This is a genomic window from Maribacter luteus, assembly GCF_009674825.1.
In the GTDB taxonomy this organism is placed as follows: Bacteria; Bacteroidota; Bacteroidia; order Flavobacteriales; family Flavobacteriaceae; genus Maribacter_A; species Maribacter_A luteus.
The window spans coordinates 164,809-187,495 of sequence record NZ_WKJH01000006.1 but is presented as its reverse complement, the minus strand read 5'-3'; the positions used below and the strand labels follow the sequence as shown (position 1 = coordinate 187,495).

Genomic DNA, 22,687 nt, shown 5'->3' with positions numbered 1-22,687 from the left:
AAATTAATTAAATTTAATTAAATGCCCTTACAGAAAAGCGTAATGGCGTATATAAATGATAGTCTTTGTACTGCTTTTTACTAAAGCACTATCCTCTTCTTATGTTGTTTATCCCAAAACACTACCGCATCTTCCGTACAGGGCCTGTGCCCGTGTATGGGGATACTGATATAGCGTAGACTGCCGGAATCCTGTACATATGAAATAAGCGAATGCTCGTTCCTTATTTAATTATCAAAAAGGAACGATTCCTATTTCGTACAAATCACCAGAACGAAAAAACCCCGACGTTTCCCGTCAGGGTTTGTTCTTTTTAAGCGTTGAATGCAATGTTTATATGCAATAAAATGAGGGTAAAGAACGGCTCCCCCAATAAAAAAAACACTTAGCCCCTCAACTTCGTATCCAAGGCAAAGCTATTCCTGTCTATATGTTGTATGAGATACGCAAAGAAAGCCACATGGATGAATTGAGGCACCAATGCCCCCCAATTCTCGATCAGCGTGGAGCCGAATATGAGCAAAATCATAACTATGGATGCCACTATGGAGGAAATACGCGTAAACAACCCCAAAACAAGAAGTATTCCCAAGACAAACTCCGCTATAGGCAAAGCATAACTGAAGGGCAACACCAGGATATCAGGAAGTATGGAATTTTCAAATGCTTTGAGCATCCAGGCAGAGAATCCCTGCAATTTGGGAAGACGCACCAGTCCGTGCCCCAACATACTAACCCCTACGGCCACTCTTACAATCAGATATGCTACTTGTGTATTCATAAATTAAATATTAAGATAATAGACCTAAAAAAGCATATATACTTATTGGTTCTCCTTTAAAAATGCGGTCAATTCGGAAGGTTCCGCCCTTTTTCTATGATCGGCATCCAAAAACGCATACATAATTTTTCCGTCTTCATTGATGATATAGGTGGCCGCTAGTGGTAATTCGTACGAATCATCGCCATTATAGGTACGCATTCCAAATGATGCATCATAAATTTCCGCTACATCATCAGCGAGTTTAAAAACGATTCCGTAGGCTCTGGCAATTTCATTCCCCACATCGCTTAAAACCTCAAATTGAAGGTTCTGTTTTTCAACGGTACTCATCGACTTGTCTGGCAACTCGGGCGTAAGTGCGATTAAACTTGCACCGTTAGCGTTAAAACCGGGCACTTCACGTTGCAATTGCTGCAAGGTCATATTGCAATAGGGGCACCAACCTCCACGATACCAAGTTAGAACCACTTTCCCCTTTTTCAGGTAATCACTTAATGCCACCGGTTTTCCCAAGGCATTGTTCAATTCAAAATCGGGAGCGATTTCCCCCACTTTTTTGGCTTTATCGAGCACTCCACTTTCCCTTACAGAAGCTATACCTGCTTTGAAAACCGTTTTTATATGATTGTTGGCATTCAATTCAAAATCTGCCTTTTTTTCTTCCAATTTCGATTTTAGACTTTCCATATGCTTCCTATTTTCCGTTTTATTATTCAAAATCCTCTTGGGTTAATCCGTTGTTGAACTTAATATCCGACCATGTGACTTTTATCCATGGAGCATCGCTTACATCGGCATCCCAAGTGGATTTTTTATACAAACGCTTTGTAGGCAATACCATGCCATCCACTTTTTCATATTGCAGCTTCATTAAATTGGGGATGTCCATAACCCCGAAATCGGCAACTGTAAAAAGAAATTGATCTACCAACCCTGTTTTTTTATTTATATAAAGTTGATAAATGTCCGAGGGCTTATCATCATCTGAAGTAAAGGAAATCTTTACGACATCATACCCTGTGCTATCAATGGTTTCTTCCTTTAAGTATTCGTAGTTGACCCCAGGATCCAATAATTTTTGCATCATGGTGAACCAATAAAAATTGGTAGGTCTGTTGAAAGCGACCCTTTTTAAATATTTTTCATCATGTAAAACAACACCATTGTGTTTTAACCAATACGTACTCCCATCAAAACCTTGCTCAATCAATCCTTCAAGATTGGGAAGTGTTCTTTCATGTCGTTTATACGCCCCGTAGGACAATTCACCAGTGAAAAGATATTTTTCGGTGGAAACATCGGTTTTACCATCGGGTGTTTGGTAGGTATAGGTATAAACCACATCCTTTTTAGCACGAAGACTTTTGTAATTCCCCACTTTTTGCACCATATCGTAAACGAGTTGTTGACCCTTATTATCGTATACGGGAGCTTTAGCTTTTTCTTTCACTTCTACCGAGGTAACGGCCTTTGTTTTCTTGCCATCATTACAGGATACGATAATACATCCGAGAATAATTGCCGTAAAGAATTTAATTTTCATAGACTTTTTTTTTATTTGTTTGTTGATTTACTTTCTCAAAAATGTTTTAAGTGGATCAATAAATTCTTCAAAACTTTCTATATGCGGAAGATGCCCAACATTTTCTATTTCAACCAATTCACTGTTTGGGATTTTTTGGTGTGTTTTTTTCCCCAATTCACTGTAAAGGCCCATTGTCGGCCGAACTTTCTCGGGCACCAAGGCCTTTCCTAGCGCCGTTCTATCCCTTGTACCTATAATCAAAAGTGTTGGGCATTTTATATTCTTGAACTCATACAGTACAGGTTGATTGAATATCATATCATAGGTTAATGCGGCATTCCATGCAATTAAGGGATAATCGGAGTTGAGGGTCCAACCGGACAGTAATTGTACCCATTGATCGTATTCGCTTTTCCATTTCCCATCATAATAGTACTTAAGTTGATAGGCCTTAATACTTTCGGCCGTCTTTTTCAACTCGGCCGCATACCACTGATCAATTGTCTGATAAGGAACTACCAATTTCCAATCTTCAAGTCCGATCGGATTTTCCAAAATAAGTTTTTCAGTGACCTCAGGATACATCAGCGCAAACCTAGTGGCGAGCATTCCTCCCATTGAGTGCCCTAAAACGGCAGTTTTAGAAATCCCCAAAGAGTCGAGTATAGCTTTTGTGTTCTTGGCCAATGCCTGAAAGGAATACTGGTAACTATCTGGTTTGGAAGATTTTCCAAACCCGATTTGGTCAGGGACAATAATCCGATAGCCTACTGTCGTAAGGGCATTTATAGTTGTTTCCCAATAGGCTCCATTAAAATTTTTACCATGTAAGAGCATAATTGTCTTACCATTATTCCTAGCTTTATTAATATCCATATAGGCCATTTTCAATTTTTGCTTTTGGGCATCAATTTCTATATATTCTACCTCAAATGGATATTCATAGTTCGTCAACATTATATCTAACCACTGTTCATTATTGACCTGGGAGAAACCGACTCCATTAATCAATAGAAACAAAAATGTTAATTTAAATCTCATTGCAATTTTATCTTAAAGTATATATTAAACCATTGCCCCATTGGCACCGATAACCTGACCGGAAATCCATTTTGAATCATCACTGGCCAAGAACATCACGATCTTAGCAATATCCATAGGTTTTGCCAATCGGTTATAAGCGTTCATAGCACCTAACCGCTCAATGAACTCCGGCGATTTGCCATTTAAGAAAAGTTCGGTTTCAGTTGGTCCGGGAGCGATGGCATTTACAGAAATACCCCTTCCTATTTCCTTGGAAAAAATGCGGGTCATCTGTTCAACTGCCGCTTTTGATGCCGAATAAATCGCATAACCAGGAAACATCAACTTTACCGTGCTTGATGATACGTTTATGATAATTCCGTTATCCGCCAATTTACCAGAGGCTTCTTGCAGCGTATTGAATACACCTTTTACGTTTACATTGAACTGTTTGTTGAAATCCTCTTCGGTAATATCCTTTAGTTCTTTGGAAATCATTGTTCCGGCATTATTGATCAACACATCTACCTTTCCATAGCGTGCAATAGCAACATCGAACATACGGGTCACCTCTTCCTTATTACTGACATCCGCTTTTACACTGAATGCCGTTCCTCCGCTCTTTAAAATAGCAGCTACTGTATTATTGGCCTGTTCTTCACTATTGGAGTGGTTCACGACGACTTTGGCCCCGTTTTGCGCCAATAATATTGCTATCTGCTTTCCAATACCCTTTGAGGAACCTGTTACTATGACCACTTTATTCTTGAGTTCCATTCCTTTGACTTTTTGATTGATACACTAACTAACCCCTTTATGATTTTCTTGCCCTACTAAAAGCACGATTACTTTTCCGGATAATCCCTATACACATTTAAAAACATTCGTATTGGTATGTTTAATTCGATATCCTATACTTTCAAATTTTCTATATACAAGGACAAACCCGAAATATATTCATCCAAAATCAGATCATTGTCATATAATTTACGAAGCCCACGAACACCTTCGAATGAACTGATAAGATATACGGCAACAGATTTACTACAAATATCCTGCTTGATCTGTCCCTCGGTTTTCCCCCTATCCAACACATACACCAAAGCGGATTTCCATTCTTCCACAATCCTTTTCAAGGCCGTTTGATACACCGTTTCATAATCTCCGATTTCATTTATGAAGTTATTGGCAGGACAACCGTGTTGTTTTTCATAAAGGTTAAATGCCTTTAAGCGCTTATAAAATATGCTACTTAATATCTCTATAGGGGGTTCAGGGCCATATAAAGGTGCTACCATGCTTTCATAAACCCGCTTTTGAAGCTTTAAGCCGATGACAGCAAGCCCTAATTCTTTCTTATTCTTAAAATGATGGTAAAAAGCCCCTTTGGTGAGGTTGGTCGCTTTCATTATCGTATCCACGCTCGTGGTCTTAAAGCCATTTTCATAAAATAGCTTGAACGATTCGTTGATGATCGATTGCTTGGTAAGTTCTGACTTTTGCCTTTGATCCATGCCCAAAAGTAAAAATTAAATACTATGTAGTATGTTTTTTTAAGAAAGGATTATGATTTTCCCGTGAATGCCATAGTGATTAGACTATGAAAATAATGAGATGGGGATAAACAAAGTGCTCAAAAAAACCACTTTGCACATGGTACAATGGGCTCAATTTTATACTTGTCGTTTAAAAGGACAATGAACAACTAGACCAAGAAATTGTCGTCGAGGAATTTTTGGAACTTTGATTTATATTGTTCACTGATCGGGATATAAACGTTCTTGTCAAAAACAATACGATTACGCTCCACTGTGGAAATCTTATCGAGATTAACGATATAAGATCTATGCACCCTCATAAAATGATCCGAAGAAAGAAATTCCTCCATCTTCTTCATACTCATTAGGGTCATTATGGGTTTTTCGGATTGAAGGTGTATACGGAGGTATTCGCGCATACCTTCTATATATTTTATATCTGAAAGGTTGATCCGTAATATTTTATACTCCGATTTAATGAACAGGAACTTGTCATTGCTTTGAATCTCGGTATTCACTTCTACCTTGGGATCGATCCTGTCCTTGGCCTTGACCGCTGCCTTTAAAAAGTCACTATAACCTATAGGTTTCAATAAATAGTCTATCGCATCTACTTTAAAACCTTCAATGGCATATTCGCTATAGGCAGTTGTAAAAATTACCTTAGGCGGATTGTTCAATGATTTTACAAAATCCATTCCACTCAAATCGGGCATATTAATATCAACGAACATTAAATCAACCTCATTTTCCTCGAGGTATGAAATTGCTTGCAAGGCACTTTCAAACTGATTCTCCAAAACAAGAAAAGGGGTCTTTTCTATATAACTTACTATTTGTCTTAATGCCAAGGGCTCATCATCTATAGCGATACAACGAATCATAAAGGAATATTTAGGGTTACCATATGTTTACCATCGATATTGGAAATATCTAGATCATATGCTTTATCGTAAAGCAATTCCAATCGTTTTTTAATATTTTCTATCCCAATACCCGAGGGTTCTTCCACATTTTTGGAATGATCGCTGTTCTCGATCGTGAAATTCAATCGACTGTCGGTAAAGGACATCGCGATATGGACAAACGATTCCTTATCATAACTTATACCATGCTTAAAAGCGTTCTCTAACAATGAGGTGAACAATAACGGTGGTATTGATTTGTCAGGGATTACGGTAGGGATATCAACATTGATCACTACCTTATCCGTAAATCTTAACCGCATTAATTCAATATAACTCTGTATAAAACCTACCTCCTTGCTAATGGCTGTCTTCTTTTCTTCGGAATCGTACAATAAATGCCGCATTAAGTTGGAAAGTTTAATGATGGACTCTTTCGCTTCTTCCGAATCTATATCTACCAAAGCATGAATATTATTAAGGGTATTCATGAAAAAATGTGGACTGATCTGATTCCTTAAAAAGGCCAATTGGTTTTCTACATTCTCTTTTTGCAATCTAAATTTCTCCTGTTCCAAATTCGCCCAACGCATAGATAACTGCAATCCTGCATCAAAACCCAATAAAAGAATCGATAACATGAGAAAATTGGCATAGGCAGGTATGGGCCCTTGGTTATTTCTTCCACGGCGCTCTAAAGGAGGAGGCAGTTCCCTTTTAAAACCCGGTTCCCGCAAATCCCCTGCTTGCCTTTCAATTCGATCTGGCGGTGGTGGCAATCGCGGTGCATCTTGTTTGTCATTTATTAAATACATCATCGTTGTACCTGCCAGTATCAATAGAAAAACAACACTGAAATACATGATTTTTTTTCCTTTGAAAAACAACAAAGGCATTAACACGAAACGATGTGCCAAAAAAAGCAACAGTAATACTAAATGGTTTTTCCAGATATCTAAAACATGAACCCAATCGATTTCTTCCTCAAACTGACCGAACAATAAGGGGGAGACGAACAATACGACCCAAAAGGTAATAATAATGAAAGGTTCAAAAAGGCCTATTCTTTTTGCGAACGCCTTATCCTTGTAGTTTTTACTCATGTATTCTGCACTGTTTATCGAAGATACTGATTAATAAATGTCCCTGCATATTGAAATCACAAATTCTTTCAAAGTTAGATCTATTACCCTTTATTAACTTAAAGGTCACATGTATTCAAATGATGTTTTACCATTTTTCTCAAACATTGACGATGTCTTGATTAGGCCATTGTCCAAATGGTTGTTTTTCAAATTGCATGGTACCATCTTCCCCTTTAAAGATATTGATCCAAGCTTGCCAATTTTCATCATCCATTTCCGGATAATCCAATCGGTAATGGCTGCACCTACTTTCTTTACGCATCAATGATGCCTTCAGTTTCATCTCGGCGCTTATGATCATATTGGCAGTTTCATGTACCAACCGCAATTCATGTAAATTGGAAGCGCACATTTTACCCATATGATGATCCCTCAACTCCTCAATATATGCCAATGCCCCCTTCATTAAACTTTCTTTTTTGATGTAAAGGACAAAGTTGGGAATCATGATACCCTGTAAGGTCTGTGTTACCCATGCTGGGCTATACCCTGCTTCCCTTTTTAAAGGCGCCAGAATTTCTTCCTGTATCGCTTCAATTTTAGAATCGGATATTTCAACATTTTTAACACCCTTACTGTACCTTGCTGCAGCTTCACCTGCGACACCACCTTGAACCGCAGAACCGGCCAAGGACGAACCGATTTGGGTATAAATTGCTCCTGACATATAGGAACCTAAAGCATCCCCGGCCGCAAACAACCCTGGGATATTGGATTCACATTGATCGTTGATCGGCACCAATCCCTCAGATTTATGAATGGCCATTCCTGCAGATGAACCCCCTACTACATTTCCTCCCATTCCTGGAGGGCCACCACCTTCTTTTGGAGGTTTACCCCCTCCTGGCGGTTTACCTTCCCCTCTAGGGGGCCTACCACCTTCCGAATCGGGTCCAGGTTTTCGCTCCACATTTTCCCTCTTAAATTCAGCAGGAGTGTAAGGGCCACCGGTAATGGCATTATCATTTGCCTCTCCAGGGTGCCCCATTTTTACCGAATTTCCACTTACATAGGCCTTATAATTCATGTCCACACCTAAATCATGATGTACCTCGATACTGACCGTACCTGGTTTCTGTTCAAACATATTGCCCCAACCATCATAACATGCAGCGGCATTTTCGGCTCTGCCTGGGTGGCCATCGTTCCATTCCTTACCGGTTACCTTTGCCCCGATATTATAGGCCATTATCGTACCATCGTGGGTAAGGTCCCCTATAGGGAAACCATTAGGTTTAAATCCGCCAGCCCCTGTACATAGTATAACACTCTTTGCCTCATAGATAATCACTTTTTGCTTATCGATGCTAAAACCGGCCGCTCCGACAATCTTTTCATCCTCTTTGATAAGATGGGTTACCACAATTCGTTCCTGAACGGGTATATTTCGCTCCTCAATAGGTTTCCTGAAGCTTTTATTATAGATGGCCGAATCAAAGAAACCCCAAGATTCCAGTTCTTTTACCCTGTCCAAAGAATGCTCTGCCATCTGTTTCGTATAGGCCACATTATTACTGCCCAAGGCCGAACGGGAAACTTGGGCAACGAACTCATCAATGCTCAATTTCTCGGTATCGGGATCATATGCGAATATACCCTTTGCAAAAGGTGTTTGCCCTGAAGAACCAAGTCGTCCTTTGGAGACCATCATCACCTTTGCACCAGCATCATGTGCCTTTACGGCCGCGAACAAACCTGCCATTCCGCTCCCTATTACGAGAACTTCAGTACTGATCTTTTCTAGGTCCAAAGCTTCAACATCTATCTCCGGGCTATTTTCGGCCCAGCCTAAAGGGAGTCCCATAGAAGCCAATGCAACAGCTCCTGCCGCACCACCTGCCAAGGCTATGAAATTACGTCGGGATATGCCCTTGTTTTCTTTTGTTTTAGACATTTTTTATTGATTTTGAGGTAGGTTTAAATAAATATGTTCGCAATAAATAATAGATACCACTTGCCAATGCAATAACATAGAACATAATGAAGGCCGTATTACTATGTCTTCCCAATGAAATCACATGCCAAACGGCGGCAACAATGAAAATGGATGTCAAATAAGCATGAAAGGTTCTCCATGTCCTATATTTCAAATGAAGCTTAAACCTGAAAAAGGAGGTAATCATGATAACCAACATAGCCGTATAAGCCACTAAGCCAAGAACAAGGCCAATATTATCGAAAGTGGTTATCAAACGAATTAACGCATCTTTAGGAGAAACCGCATTGTCCAAGAATTTAGGAACTATGATAAAAAAAGGATGTAGCATAATCACACTGATGAATATGTAACCAATGAACTTATGTATTCTAAGTACGTTGGACATTTTCACTTTCTTCACCAGTTCCCTATTGGTCCTTGCCAAAAAGAATTGTGCAAGTAGTAAACTAAACGCTAAAATGGTCAAAAGTGAGAGGGAATCCATAAGCAATGATCTTTCGGGAAAATCACTTAAAAACCACAATGCCAAGGGTATGCCGATAAACACTAAAAAAAGTGGCAACATCTTATATATTCTTCTATCTTTTTTCATAACTAACCCCATGATACGATTACAGGAATGGTTTTTTCCGGAGTGAGCGTAATGGCGTCTACCGGACAATACAACCGACATAAATGACAAATTTGACAATCCTCAGGAAAGGTGATCACTGCCTTTTTCGTTTTGGGATCTAACCGAATCACATCGGTAGGGCAGCTTTTTATACACTCTTCACACCCTATACACCCGTTTATACTTTCAATAGCCATAATAAAAGTCTATTACAATTACTTATCGAAGATACGGGAGATTGGTGCGTAGTAAAATTGTAATCGACGGACTATAGAACTTTATCAACCAAATATGAAATCACGACAACAAAACAATCTTGAACAAGGTATTAGAACACTACTTAAGGGTTAAGTAGCAAATTAAAAATTGACAAACCACTTTTATTGACGATTATAAACCAGCACAGGTCCTTTATAAGTTATTGATCTCTTATTGGTGTGATAACGAAGAACAAAAAACATCACCAGTGTAAACATCAATAAAATACTTAAATATAGGATATGGAAAATAGTCCAGGAGAAACCTTCGGAAAGTATATACTTTCCATCCTTATAGATAATGTTCATGGAAAACTCATTATCAGCATTCAATATGCTACTAACATTTCCATTTTTGCTGAAAAACCCGGTTACATTTTGTTGTGAACCGTTTTCTTCAAAAACGTCTAGTTTCAAAAACAACTGGTTGAAATTCCCTGACATACCCTTTAAAACAAAGCGTACTTCGGCTTGTTGACTTCCCAAATGAACCCCTACAGGCAAAAGTTCTACCGCCTTATCATCTGCTACTATGTACATATGGGCCTTCAAATACTCTATGTATTTTTTGTTATAAGCCTCTATGGAAAGTACGGAAATATCCTCAGTGTCGTAATAATCCTCCAACACCTCATAGGCACTGACCTGTGAAGTGGATATCTGCAAGAACCATTCATTATCCATATTCTCCAAAATTACCGATGAAGTATACGGATTAAAGGCTTTGGCACTGGAAAAACCAAAGGCCAAGACCATTGCCAAAATTAATTTAGATGCATTTCCCATATCATTTTCCTACGCTGTTCCATCTATTTTTGGTTGCCGACATATGGGGCAAACCATTTCATTATTTTTCCCTATTGAGGTGTCATTTAAGACAAAAGAACCAACAAAACCGTTAGTACCAACCCTGCAATAGAAACATAAACTCCTTCTTTCAATGTTTTGGTTTTAGGTTTGAACATGAAAAACGAAGACACTACAAAGAAAAATAATGACACCCCGAAGAAAATATTCAGCCAAAATAAGGGTTGATTGGTACTTGCCTTATGCAATTGAATCAGTTTCCTGATAACCGTAGGCAATTCATTCGATGTATATTTTACATCACCCGTTACATTGTTATAGGTTCCATTATTGAAATATTGTATATCACCTTCTTTCTTGGAAATTTTTAAGTTTCTCATGTGCAACGCCTTGCCCAATTGTTCGGAAGATAGTTCTGGCCCTAATTTTTTCTCGACCGTTTGTTCACTTTTCAAAAAATCGGTATCCCGAAATATGAGAATAATTCCACTAAAGGCGTAAACTGCCATAATACCTGCTAAGAAAAAACCTAAATAGCGATGAACAATACGCATATAAAAATTCATTGATTTTTTACCTTTCATCATGTTTTGTTTAAAACTACTTATTTAGACTGCCTTAAACCCGAATAGTTTAAAGCAGTCTGTTGGAATTTTACGTTTTTTTTCCAATTCTTATATTTTGACCAAGCTATTAATTGGACAAATAACTATTTGCTGCCGATGCCCGGCTCGAAGCATGTGATTTAAGTGTGGAAATAGCCGAATAAAATGAACTGCTATTGTATAAAAATGAGTAACCGCTTACCTCAGTGGTCGCATAGGGTTCCACTAAGCTGGAATACGTATCATAAACGCCTTGTATATAATTAGTTTCAAAAGGGCCATCTATTACAGCCTGAACATAAGCATCGTACTTCGCCTTATAAACCTCATCTTGATATAAGTACCCTATCAACGGCCATGTGGAACTGGAAACATCTGAAAAATCAAGGTTCAATGAACCTCCTTGTTTCCCATCTTGTAAAGCTTCGTTATTATCCCAAGGTATCCAGGTCAGTAAATTATTGTCCGGGTTATTGTATAGATAATAATTATGTTCCATTCTACCGTAGGTATCCCAATTTTGGATAACCGTATTTACAGCGAGGTAATTCAAAAAAGTGTCCACATCAAATACAGCCTCCAAATTAGACCTCCAGGTTTCCGGCTCACTTGTTCTATTGGTTGCATGCAGTGCCGAAAAAAGACTTTCAATATCACTCCAATCGGCCTCATCCTCATTGGTCTTTTTCTCAAAACCTTCCTCATTAAAGGTACCATAAGCAAAACTCGCCCCATAATCTTCCGGTTTATAAAGATTACCATCATCACTAGTGAATTGGGTATCGATTACCGTATTATCAACTTCCTCGACCAAGGTGTACAACCCAAAATACTCGGGGCCATCACCATGATCTACATATAGGGTGTAAAAACCAGTGTTCGAAACGGCCAAACCAGAATTCTTGAACACCTCGGCCGCGACTTTCTCCCTTAAAAAAGAGCTATCATTATAATTGTTCTTTAAGCTGAGTTTTTTAAACCCATAAAAACGTTGGTTCTTGATTTGCGGATAATCATCCTCAAACTCGTCAAAATCCATTTTAAATGCCAGTTTCAGAATACCTGCCTGCCAAGCGCTTTGCAAACTTGAATTCCCTTTAAAACGAAGTCCCACCTTGTACCATTCTTTACCATTGTAAAAAACCGATCCCGGTACGAAAATAGGGTCGTCATCGGAAAAACTTGAGCTACCTCCCCCACCATTACGCCCAAAGGTTCCATATAGATCCGTCATATCCGCCATCATGGCCTCCCAATTCTCCTCTGAAATAACAAAATCGAATCGCTTTACTTCAGTATCATCAAAAACCTCATCAAAGTCTGGATCCACATCGTTACTATGCGTCTCGGTCGTCCAATCCACAGGATCAAAATCCGTGTCATCGATAACCACGGTCGTATCCGAATCTGATGAATCCGTACCATCTGTAGAATCATAAGAATCATTGTTGTCACTTGAGCATCTTACAAATAAAAGGGATACCATTAGCACCAAACCCCAAAAAGTTGATGTTTTTTTAAAAATTGTCGTCATGATATATTTACTGATTTAGTTAGTATTTTTAAATAGTTGGAAAAGAACGTATTTCCCATTCATAGGGCTCAATGGTCTAGTAGTCCCAACCATTTTTTTCTACCCTATCAACGAGAACATTCTTTCATTTTTTTCAGTTTACGGTCGTTACTTTATCGGAAACCGTAAAGCTTTCATATAATGTTCCTGGTGTATAAGTGCCATTTTCATAAACCCCATCGGATACAGTACCCGTTGAACTGCCACCTATATAAATATCGTAGGTTCCCGTTTTCAGGCCAGGAGATGAGAATACGATCGATTTATAATTTTTTCCCGGGGCAAAAGTCAAAATAGTTTCCTGTGAACTGTTTTGGATATGAAATAGGCTTCCTGAAGATTGGGTAGTTGACAATTTAACCAATACGGAATACTGATCGGATGAGCTGCTTCCTGCTTCATCCATGTTAGACCCATAACCCGAGGCAACAAGGAACCCACCGTCCAAACCGAACGTACCGTCATAATCTATGGGACTATTACTTTGGGATGTTGGGCCATTGATGATTACCGTACCACCTGTCATTTCAATATCGCCATTGGAATCGAGTCCATCACCACCACTTGTAATAACGATGTACCCCCCATTTATATACATGAAATTATTGGTGTTGCCGGCTGCGTTTATAGCATCATCACTTGTATTGATATTTATTTCCCCATCACTGATTATAATATCGGGAGCCTCAATACCCTCAACACCTTCCGTAATGTTAATTGTACCTCCATTGATTTCGACCGCATCGTCGGCATGGATGGAATCATCCCCTGTTGCTAATGTAAATGTCCCCGTAGTAATGGTAACATCATAATTCGCATGTATATTGTCATCTGCGGAATCGATATTGAAAATACCATTTTCTATCGTAATGTTACCACCAGACTTTATGCCTTTGGCCGTATCATCTGCCCCTAACGAACTTGTATGTCCCCCACCGGTTACGATAGTAAAGTCACCATACTCCACATCAACTACGGATGCCGCCACAATACCATCTTCATCTGCGGTGACTACAAAAGTACCGTCATCGATTAATATCCATCCTGTATTTGTGTCTTCATCATTGTCCGAGGTTAAACCATCGCCTTCCGCGTTTACCACGATATAACCGCCTTTAATGTTCAGATAATCCTTACCACGAATACCGTCATCCACTGCATTAACGGTAATATTACCACTGGCGATCACCAAACCGTCCTTACTTGTAATACCATCATTGTAATTGGCATCTACAACAAGTGCACCCTCCCCATATATGGTAAGGTCATCATCACTGAAAAGAGCTGCATTGGGCTCATCCTCCTCGTCATCGAAAACATAGTTGTTGGTATCGGTTAAATAATTAATGGTATTCTCTTTGAGTATAACAATGGTTTTTTCGGCACTGGCAATATTCAAAGGCGCACCGGAAGTGTTGGTTATATCAACTTCATTTAAAATTAGCCGAACGGTTTCGTCGTCGTCTGTATCTACGATTACCTGACCGTCTGACAGACTTCCCGTTATCTCATAATTGCCAGCCGAGGCTATGGTTACCTCGGTACCATCCACCGTGGCACCTTCCCCATCAACTGTAATTGATGAACCGCTTAAGGTAATGTAAACCACACTTGATGCGTCCCAAATATAATCACTGTCCTCTTCATGGGTATCCCCTACTTCAGCAATCGTTATTTCATCATCACCGTTAGAAATAGTTTCATCGGTTGTTTCCAAATCCGATGAATCGGAGTCGTATATTGTGTCTTGATCATCAGAGCAACCCATGAAAGTAAATATTGCGAACAATAACATTCCTATGTAGGATAGGACCGATAGGTTTCTTGTTTTCATTTTTGATTGTTTTTAATGGTATATGTGTACTTAAATCCGATTATATGCGTCGTTTCGGGCAAATCGACATTCAATTCTTTCTCCATTCTATAGAACAAGCCGATTTTTCCATAATCTTTTATTTTATAATCGGTTCCTAAGGTGAATCTATATTTGCTGAAACCATTGTCGTCGCCTTCTTCAAAGTGATTGAATATTTCCGCGGAAAACTCCGGATCTAACTTCCAATTCTTAAAATCATATTCCACCGAAGTTTTGAATCGAATATTCTGATTCGCATAATCACCTTCGGAATTGTCTACACCCAATTCATTCTTATTTTGATAACGCAGCCTATATTTAAGTGAAAAGGCATTTATTTTGTGCTTGTAAGTTGCATCAACATGAAATCGCAGGTGGTTTTCATACCCTTGTATATTACCTTCATTATCATTATTCCTGATATATCTGAGACCACCCCCGATATCGAAACTTTTTGAAATGGAATATTCGGCATCAAGTTCAGTGAAATACTTGCTTATTTCCGAAATGTTCTCATCCAATCTCAGTTGTTCCTCTAAAGTGAACGACCATTTTTTGTTCAATTTGTATTTAAGGCCAATGGATGTCCAGCTTTCAAGGTCATCGGTATCCACGCTTTGGGAAATTCCCGAAGTTCCCATCATTAGCGTGGCTATCAATACCATATAACCCGATTGCAACTTGTTGATTGATTTCATATTGATCTATATTGGGTTATTAGTTGTTTTTGAAATAGAATATGGTCACTTCAGCGGTATCCTTTAAGAAATCAACCTTACCGATATTGACCTTGTTTATGGTCAAACCTGTCCTATGCTCAAGATCACTCTTAAGTATTTCATAATTTTCAGGTTTTATGTTCTCGATATTCTCGTACACAATGAATTTTGATTCTTCTTGTTTCAAGGCCCAATACCTCTCGATAATGATCAAAATGAAAATAATCAGTGCATTTGCGGCTAAAATCTCGGCATAGCTCATTTTCTTGTTCGCCAATGAATTGATTACAGAAACGCCTATGACCACGAACAGATAGGTCATTTCCTTAATATCGATGGGATCGGTCCTATAACGTATAATTCCGAAAATAGCGAACAACCCAAGGGCCATACCTATATCCAGATTATATTTCTTTAATGTGAAGCAGAGAAAAAAGACAATAAGACTAATGAGATAGTAAGTAAAGACATAATCTTTACGCTTTGAAGAGGGGTAATAAACAAAACGTATGATTACGGTCAAGAAAGTGAAGTTCAGGATGAACCTGAACATCATTTTAAAAAAATCGTCGTCGAAAAGGGGGATGTCTAAAAATTCCATAAGTAATTAGGCAGTTATTTTATTGATTTTCAATAGTTTCTTTTTAAAGCGGTTGTATTTTATATCATCATAAACACTGATCATACCGATACAATATTTACTAAGTCCGTAAGGATTTGTCTGTTTCTCTTTCAATTGCCGAACAACGGGTGATGTTCTATTGAACCTTTCTTGTTTCACCTCGATAATTACGAGGTTATTGTAGGTCTTAAAAGAGTTGTTGATTTTAAAGGAAAGGTTCAAATCTATGGTCAAACGTTCCATAGCGGTTTTGTTCACCAGTGTAATACGGTTGAACTTATTCCAGATAATAGGTTCCAGATCATAAGATTTACTGGTAACGTCTTGGATAAAACCAACAGATTCTTTGGATAATTCCGTTTCAAAATCATTAATCGATGTCCTGGTCTTGTTTGTCTTGCCTTTGCCATCTTTTTGTTTTACTTCGAGAAAACAGATATCGGATTCAACATATTTCCGCATCCTTACCTTGGTCCTATTTACCTTACCATTGTGATGGTCATAATAGAACTTCTTGGTAGGTGTATCAAAATAAAGCGAAGAGTAGGTCATGATTCTGTGGCCATCTATCTCAAGGACCCTGTAATCGTCCCTGATTTTTTTTAAAACCTCTTTCAAATCCTTTTCATGGATAATGAATTTCGTATCGGTCCTTTTCATTAAGGAAACGTTATTCATCTCTTCTAGTGTAATACTCTCAAAGGCACTAATAATATGTCTCATAAGTAGATTTATTATTGTCCAAATTAAGTCAAGGTTAAGCTAAGGTTAAATCAAAATCAACGAACTGGCAGATTTCATCAACGAAATTGAATCGTCTTCAAAAGAGGATTTTAATGAGAATAATAAAGGCACGCTGTATTTCTTTCGAAAACAGCATGCCTTTTACTAAACTAACTCAACCAAACATTTATTCAACCATAGGCGCTCTATTTATATTTTCAATTTAAGATACGGAGCTCGTAGAATCGATTATCAGTTTCTCCCAGCTTCCTAAACTAATACAGTATAAATTTAAGGATACACCCTTCAACCCAGAAAAGGAATCGACCAACTCAACCAGCTTATCAATCAATTACATGATTTTATCGATGAAAGAAACCGTATACGCCTATGTATTACCTTCATAAAAGATGTAGCAATGGATTTCAGTTCTATAAGGTTTGTATTAACCATCTAAGTCATAACCCAGTTCCCGACTTAATTTTACGGAAATGTCGTTGGTTCTACTTCTTAATTTTTTTTGTCAGTGACAAAAGGTTTTCTGTATGCAGCAACCAAGCCACGATACTGTTCTGGTATTTTTTATCTTGAAGTAATTGATGATAATCAGGCTTTGCCCCAAACTTTTTAATAGCGCTGTATTCGGTTTTTCCTTTGGGAAGCATATCGGCCAAGGACAGGTATTTTTCAATAACCGTTTGCACATCATCGACAACGATCTTTTTCACTTTTGCATCCTCGGTATCCAAAACCCCAATTTCTGTAGGGTAATTCGTAATCAACCTTTTTAACGAAGTGCTTTCGATCATTTCAAATTTTGTAGTATTGATTACGGAATTCAAAGCCCCATCCAGTATGTTCAATTCACTATACGTAATATGGACGATCGTATCTTTGGCCCCCTGTGTAATTTGTTCCGGAGATTGCCCTACATAATTAAGGATAGCTTCCAATCTCACGATATCACTGGCATATTGTTCAATAGCACCATTAAGGGATTTCATATTTAACTCCAGCTCTTCGTAAAGGCTATCATAAATTTTAAGCTCGATAATCTTGTTTTTTCGAATCTCGTTTAGGTCATTGATTTTCCATGCCAACAAAATACTGATGACTATAAGTACTATTTCACCAAAGGCGTATAAAAAATACTTTTTTAGATTCCCTTCACCCAAAGAATTGATTCTGAACTGTTTTCGAAAAAATTTTAACATAGCTCGTTTTCGTTGTCTTTAAATAACCTGAATAATAAGGTGGTTTAAACTTTTTGCTTTGGCTAAAAAAGGCACGCCAGTCCTAACCAAACTAACGTGCCTTTTACTAAACTAACCCAACCAAACAATCATTCAACCATAGGTGATCAATTTATATTTCTTACCAATCTTACATAATTATAATAACGCTCGGCATCTTCACCTGCAGGCCCATCTTCATCCTTGGTATCGAACCGAACGGCCCCTGCACCATGAAAATCCTCTCCTTCGCCATTTACCGCCCTACCAAAGGCCACATACCAAGCATAGTAATAAGGTTCACCACTTGTAAACGGGGCCGAGGTACCTGTCCAGTAATATCCATAATCATCATCATAACCCGCTTCTTGAACATCACTCGGTAATTGTGAACAAGTAAATAATGGGTCAATGGCCGGACCAACATTCTCACTATCAGTGGCTGTAGGGGAATATGAATAATCCACAATACCTTGAAGTTCTTTCACATTTGGTAGTCGCCAATCGGAATATCCTGCCAATTCTGAACTTTCGGCATAGGCCAAAGCATCTTTCCAGTCCATGATAACCCCATCATCATCTTGTGCCCACATTAAACCGGTATTAGCATCACTAATAGTACCATCCCCATTATCGGTATAGGCATTGGTACCGTAATCCCCACCTCGAACGGCCCTTACATATTTACCACCAACGGGACCACTGGCCGTCGCAGAATATGCCTTAATGTGCCCAGTGACATGGTTTACACCAAAAGCAGCATTACTACCGCCTTCCACAGTTGTACCCACATAATAGTTATTGGCCCAAAACTGTTCATCTTTGGTTACCTCACCACTTGCCAAATTAAAATACCCGGTATCTAAATATGGCCATCCCGAACTAAATTCACTAATTGAAAAAAGCTCTTTTAAAGTGGGCATACGCCAATCATCATAACCGGAAAGCTCCAAATTATCGCAATAGGTTACAGCATCGGCCCAGGAATAATCATCAGAGGAAGGTACTTGTTGCCACATTAACCCGGTATTATTATCCGTAACCGTGCCATCTCCGTTATCCGTATAAGACATGGCGGACCCTTTTAAATAAGTCGCATCTTGACCATAGAAATCTTCACCTTCAATCACACTCGCCAAGACTTCTCCATCATCATCATACAGTGTAATTTGCCCAGTTGCTATTTGTAGAAAATCATTGATTTCCAATTCATTTTCATTTGAAGTACTATCATCATCTGTAACCTCATCGGTATCATCTACGACATCATCTTCGTCACTGCATCCAACAACAAATGTCATTAATGAAAACAGTAGTATGAACATGCTCAGTAAATCAATTGTATTCTTTGTAACTGATTTTTTCATCTTTCTTGTTTTATCATTTTTTAAAACTATTCTACGTTAAGGTCGGCCACCAGCACCAGCACCACCCTCACCTGTAGGGCCCATTTCTCCACCAATTTGTGTAACTATACTGTTGACAGTAAACGAATCACCTGAATCCGTTCCACCACTGTAAGTACCAGAGGTGTATAATCCGTTAATTTCAGTACCATTGCTTACACTTCCTCCCGTATAGATATTATACGTTTCACCTGTTTCCAATTTCGCATTGGAATAAATTATCGTAATTACGCTATTCGGAACTTCATAAGTAAGGGCTTCGGTACCATCTTCTGATTGAATATTCAATAGCTGGTTTGCACTCACCCCATCAAAAATCACAGAATTTTGGGTGCTTTGGCTTTCTGTCGGAAATGAGGTATTCAATCCCAATCCTAAAATTGTCCCACCAGTTATTTTGAATGAATCATCATCGCAGTCAAAACTACCGTCCGGTTCATCAACCCTTGTAGCTATGGCAATGGTAGTACCTCCTGTAACGGTGATCCCTGCATTACTATCGATAGCATCATTACGTGTACTATACGCATAAATGTTTCCTCCATTGATGTATAAAATTCCATTGGCATTGATACAATCATCATAGGAATTTAAATTTATGGTACCGTCATTAATGGTCATGGCCCCTTTAGATTCCAACCCTTCCCCTTCGGAATTGTTTATCACAAAATCGCCACCGTTTATAGTCACATATGGCGTAATGGAATCATCAGGTTCTTCCTCTTCGTCAATGTCATAGGAAGCCACGATTCCATCATCAACGGCATTTATAGTAAAGGTTCCGTCGTTGATAATAATATAGCCTTCTTCACAATCCATTCCATCGCTATCTGCCGTTAAATTGAGCGTTCCCCCATCCACAATTATGTAATCATTGGTGTGTATGGCATCGGATGAAGCTTCGGTAACTGTTATCGTACCACTAATTACCCTAACATAGTCATCACTTGCGATACCATGCTTATAGTTTCCTGCAACATTAAGTTCTCCCGAACCGCTAAAAACCAATTGCCCTTCACTAAAAAATGCGGCTTTTGCGTCTTCGTCATCAGGGATATCGCTATAACTTGATGCATCGGTAAGGCTATTGGTACCTTCCAATATCACAAAAATGGTTTTCGATGATTGGATGTTAATCGCAGGACCTTCGGTATTCGTAATACTTAAATCACTTAACGATAATTTGAATTTTTTATCGCTATAAATTTTTAACATCCCGTCTGTCGTTGTACCCGACACCTCGTAAGCCACTTCTGAAATAGAGGAACTAATGGTAACATCGGCCCCGTCTTGTGTAATTACCACATCATCAGGAACAGGGTTGGTAATGGTAGCCGAGGCATCGGAAAATACAATTTGCACTGTATTTTCAAAAGTTGCGTTTTCTACAAGATCGTCTTCATCGGCACCAGTGTTATCAGTATCCCCTTCGGCCGTTCCTGATGTGTTCGTATCCGTTATTACGATTTCCCCTGATGCTGTGGTATCATCATCGACAACTGATGAGTCATCATCAATCACGACATCATCATCGTCATTGCTACAACCAACGGCCAATATCATTAATGAAGAAAGCAAAATGAACATACCGTAAAGGCTGATTGACTTTTTTATTGCTAAATTTCTCATAGATTTAATCTTAAAATGAATTTCTCAAAGAGTTACTTAGAGTTACTTAATTTCGCACTAAGCGTACATAGTTTTCTATCCGTAATAAATCGTCGGCATTTTCAGATTCAAGAAGGTAATCTTCGGGGTCACCGGCTTTAGGATCGGAACGTTGCGCCCCTGAACCATGCCAATCGTAATATTCGGTTGCAGAACTATTTTCCCTACTATATGCATACCCAAAAGCTATATAACAAGCTGTGTATTTAAAATCACCTTGTGTTGTACTCGTCCAAAACCAACTATCGCTATCGGTGCAGGTAAAATAGGTTTCATCAATAGCCGGAATCGTGGTTTTTTCGTAGTCGACAATACTCTGTAATTCTTTGGTATTGGGTAAGCGCCAATCTGTGTACCCGGCCAACTCACTGTTTTTCGCATATGCTAAGGCATTTGCCCAATCATAAGTATTACCATCATCAACTTGTTGCCACATCAACCCTGTAGCATTGTCCGTAACGGTACCATCTCCATTATCGATAAAGTCATTTACACCATATACACCCTCTTCCCCGCGAACGGCCCTAACAAAACAACCTGGATCGAATACACCTGATGTACCATCAAAATACAAACCTGTTTCATACGATTTTATATGTCCGTCAGCAAAATTAAATCCAAACGCACCTTCGATGTTATCTGTCTGCAATCCTCCTTTTACATACTTTGTACTCGACCAATATTGCCCGGCATAAGATGCCCCGGAATCATATTCAAAATCAAAATACTCATCATAGAGATAGGGCTGGGAGTTTGATGTACTCGTTGCATCCAATTCTCCATTAGAATACAAAAGTGAATACAATTCTTTAATCGTGGGCAATCTCCAATCATCATATCCTCCTACTTCCAATTGATCTACATAATCAAAAGCATCGTAATAATTGTATCTACTATAATCCGGAGTTTGTTGCCAAACCAATCCCGTATTTAAATCGGTTACCGTACCGTCCCCGTTATCTTGAAACGAAGATTGCCTACCAGTATACTGTGCATCTTGACCGTAATAGTCATCCTCCTCACTTGGTTCCGAAATTTCGTTTCCATCGGCATCATAAAACACATCTTGTCCTGTATCCGTTAAAACAAAAGTTACGGTCGGTGTTTCTGAAGTTTCAGTTTCCGTTGAATCCGTTGAATCCGTTGTATCGTCATCATCACTACATGCTATCGGAACAGTTAAAAAAGCCAAGAGAATTACGTAAATCCCTGAAAGTCTAGTTATCTTATAAAACGCACTATGGTCCATAATCATCGTTATTTAGGTATTATTAATTAGAATTACCCGTGTACTACCTTTTGCCCTTTTGTCGGCTATTCTTCTTTTGATAAGCCTTGAACAATTTCTGTTGCTCTTCGGTCAACACGGCGTTAACCTCATCTTCAAAGTCACTTTTTAGTGCCTCCATTTTATCCCTATCAGGCCTACCTGAAGATGTCAAATCCTCAACTTCTTCAAAATGGGCTTTATAAAGCACCAAAATTTCCGCTTCCTGGGTTTCATCAAGGGAAACCTCTTTGGCCATATCACTCACCATTTCCTCTATTTCATCGGATGTTGGTAAAGGTGGTGGGCCTTGTTGTCCTCCGCCTTGTCCTCCTCTTTGAGCTAGGGTTGTTCCTGTAATCATTATCGCACCTAACAGAAGTGCTGCATTCAAAATTTTTTTAATCGTTGTTTTCATGATATTCAGTTTTTTTATTTTTAAATATTTATCCAAAGAAACAGTTGTTCTACCCCATTAGAA

23 protein-coding genes are annotated in these 22,687 nt (G+C 38.7%); all 23 read right to left on the bottom strand.

Annotated elements, in window-relative coordinates; all coding sequences use genetic code 11:
- Positions 1–385: 385 nt before the first annotated feature.
- A complete protein-coding gene (locus GJ691_RS10220) occupies positions 386–781 on the bottom strand; it encodes a DoxX family membrane protein (protein WP_154366524.1) in 396 nt (131 codons plus the stop codon).
- A gap of 42 nt (positions 782–823) precedes the next feature.
- On the bottom strand, positions 824–1,471 hold the full coding sequence (locus tag GJ691_RS10215; protein WP_154366522.1) for a peroxiredoxin-like family protein: 648 nt from the start codon (positions 1,469–1,471) through the stop codon (positions 824–826).
- Positions 1,472–1,493: 22 nt separating this feature from the next.
- The gene (locus GJ691_RS10210; RefSeq protein WP_154366520.1) at positions 1,494–2,327 is read right to left on the bottom strand and encodes a DUF6503 family protein; all 834 of its coding nucleotides are present in this window, start codon (positions 2,325–2,327) and stop codon (positions 1,494–1,496) included.
- 27 nt (positions 2,328–2,354) lie between these two features.
- Entirely contained in the window at positions 2,355–3,350 is a 996-nt protein-coding gene (locus tag GJ691_RS10205; protein ID WP_154366518.1) for an alpha/beta fold hydrolase, read from the bottom strand.
- 24 nt (positions 3,351–3,374) lie between these two features.
- Positions 3,375–4,109 (bottom strand): SDR family oxidoreductase, encoded by a 735-nt coding sequence (locus GJ691_RS10200; RefSeq protein WP_154366516.1) that lies wholly within the window; start codon positions 4,107–4,109, stop codon positions 3,375–3,377.
- 134 nt (positions 4,110–4,243) lie between these two features.
- Complete coding sequence (locus GJ691_RS10195; RefSeq protein ID WP_154366514.1) at positions 4,244–4,846, bottom strand: TetR/AcrR family transcriptional regulator; 603 nt, start codon at positions 4,844–4,846, stop codon at positions 4,244–4,246.
- A 191-nt stretch (positions 4,847–5,037) separates the two neighbouring features.
- Positions 5,038–5,754, bottom strand: coding sequence for a LytR/AlgR family response regulator transcription factor (locus GJ691_RS10190; protein WP_154366512.1), 717 nt, complete (start codon positions 5,752–5,754; stop codon positions 5,038–5,040).
- The gene (locus tag GJ691_RS10185) at positions 5,751–6,878 is read right to left on the bottom strand and encodes a sensor histidine kinase (protein WP_154366510.1); all 1,128 of its coding nucleotides are present in this window, start codon (positions 6,876–6,878) and stop codon (positions 5,751–5,753) included. The genes GJ691_RS10190 and GJ691_RS10185 overlap by 4 nt, the downstream gene beginning before the upstream one ends.
- Positions 6,879–7,017: 139 nt before the next feature.
- On the bottom strand, positions 7,018–8,814 hold the full coding sequence (locus GJ691_RS10180; RefSeq protein ID WP_154366508.1) for an FAD-dependent oxidoreductase: 1,797 nt from the start codon (positions 8,812–8,814) through the stop codon (positions 7,018–7,020).
- The gene (locus tag GJ691_RS10175) at positions 8,807–9,451 is read right to left on the bottom strand and encodes a ferric reductase-like transmembrane domain-containing protein (RefSeq protein WP_179955084.1); all 645 of its coding nucleotides are present in this window, start codon (positions 9,449–9,451) and stop codon (positions 8,807–8,809) included. Before GJ691_RS10175 ends, GJ691_RS10180 begins: the two co-directional genes overlap by 8 nt.
- A 2-nt stretch (positions 9,452–9,453) precedes the next feature.
- Entirely contained in the window at positions 9,454–9,669 is a 216-nt protein-coding gene (locus tag GJ691_RS10170; protein WP_109649127.1) for a 4Fe-4S dicluster domain-containing protein, read from the bottom strand.
- Between the two features lie 183 nt (positions 9,670–9,852).
- Entirely contained in the window at positions 9,853–10,515 is a 663-nt protein-coding gene (locus GJ691_RS10165) for a hypothetical protein (RefSeq protein ID WP_154366504.1), read from the bottom strand.
- 86 nt (positions 10,516–10,601) lie between these two features.
- Positions 10,602–11,123, bottom strand: coding sequence for a hypothetical protein (locus GJ691_RS10160; protein WP_343033475.1), 522 nt, complete (start codon positions 11,121–11,123; stop codon positions 10,602–10,604).
- A 106-nt stretch (positions 11,124–11,229) separates the two neighbouring features.
- Complete coding sequence (locus tag GJ691_RS10155; RefSeq protein WP_154366502.1) at positions 11,230–12,675, bottom strand: CotH kinase family protein; 1,446 nt, start codon at positions 12,673–12,675, stop codon at positions 11,230–11,232.
- A 133-nt stretch (positions 12,676–12,808) separates the two neighbouring features.
- Entirely contained in the window at positions 12,809–14,548 is a 1,740-nt protein-coding gene (locus GJ691_RS10150; RefSeq protein WP_154366499.1) for a carbohydrate-binding domain-containing protein, read from the bottom strand.
- Positions 14,545–15,267 carry a DUF2490 domain-containing protein gene (locus GJ691_RS10145; protein ID WP_154366497.1) on the bottom strand — a complete coding sequence of 241 codons (723 nt, stop codon included), beginning with the start codon at positions 15,265–15,267 and terminating at the stop codon, positions 14,545–14,547. The genes GJ691_RS10150 and GJ691_RS10145 overlap by 4 nt, the downstream gene beginning before the upstream one ends.
- A 19-nt stretch (positions 15,268–15,286) precedes the next feature.
- The gene (locus GJ691_RS10140) at positions 15,287–15,889 is read right to left on the bottom strand and encodes a DUF4956 domain-containing protein (protein ID WP_154366495.1); all 603 of its coding nucleotides are present in this window, start codon (positions 15,887–15,889) and stop codon (positions 15,287–15,289) included.
- 6 nt (positions 15,890–15,895) lie between these two features.
- The gene (locus GJ691_RS10135; RefSeq protein WP_154366493.1) at positions 15,896–16,633 is read right to left on the bottom strand and encodes a polyphosphate polymerase domain-containing protein; all 738 of its coding nucleotides are present in this window, start codon (positions 16,631–16,633) and stop codon (positions 15,896–15,898) included.
- Positions 16,634–17,136: 503 nt separating this feature from the next.
- Positions 17,137–17,847, bottom strand: coding sequence for a hypothetical protein (locus GJ691_RS10130; protein WP_154366491.1), 711 nt, complete (start codon positions 17,845–17,847; stop codon positions 17,137–17,139).
- Between the two features lie 146 nt (positions 17,848–17,993).
- Positions 17,994–19,232, bottom strand: a complete 1,239-nt coding sequence (locus GJ691_RS10125; RefSeq protein ID WP_154366489.1) for an Lcl C-terminal domain-containing protein — start codon at positions 19,230–19,232, stop codon at positions 17,994–17,996.
- A gap of 36 nt (positions 19,233–19,268) precedes the next feature.
- The gene (locus GJ691_RS10120) at positions 19,269–20,900 is read right to left on the bottom strand and encodes a carbohydrate-binding domain-containing protein (RefSeq protein ID WP_154366487.1); all 1,632 of its coding nucleotides are present in this window, start codon (positions 20,898–20,900) and stop codon (positions 19,269–19,271) included.
- 46 nt (positions 20,901–20,946) lie between these two features.
- A complete protein-coding gene (locus GJ691_RS10115) occupies positions 20,947–22,188 on the bottom strand; it encodes an Lcl C-terminal domain-containing protein (RefSeq protein WP_179955083.1) in 1,242 nt (413 codons plus the stop codon).
- Between the two features lie 43 nt (positions 22,189–22,231).
- Positions 22,232–22,624 carry a hypothetical protein gene (locus GJ691_RS10110; protein WP_154366483.1) on the bottom strand — a complete coding sequence of 131 codons (393 nt, stop codon included), beginning with the start codon at positions 22,622–22,624 and terminating at the stop codon, positions 22,232–22,234.
- Positions 22,625–22,687: the final 63 nt, after the last annotated feature.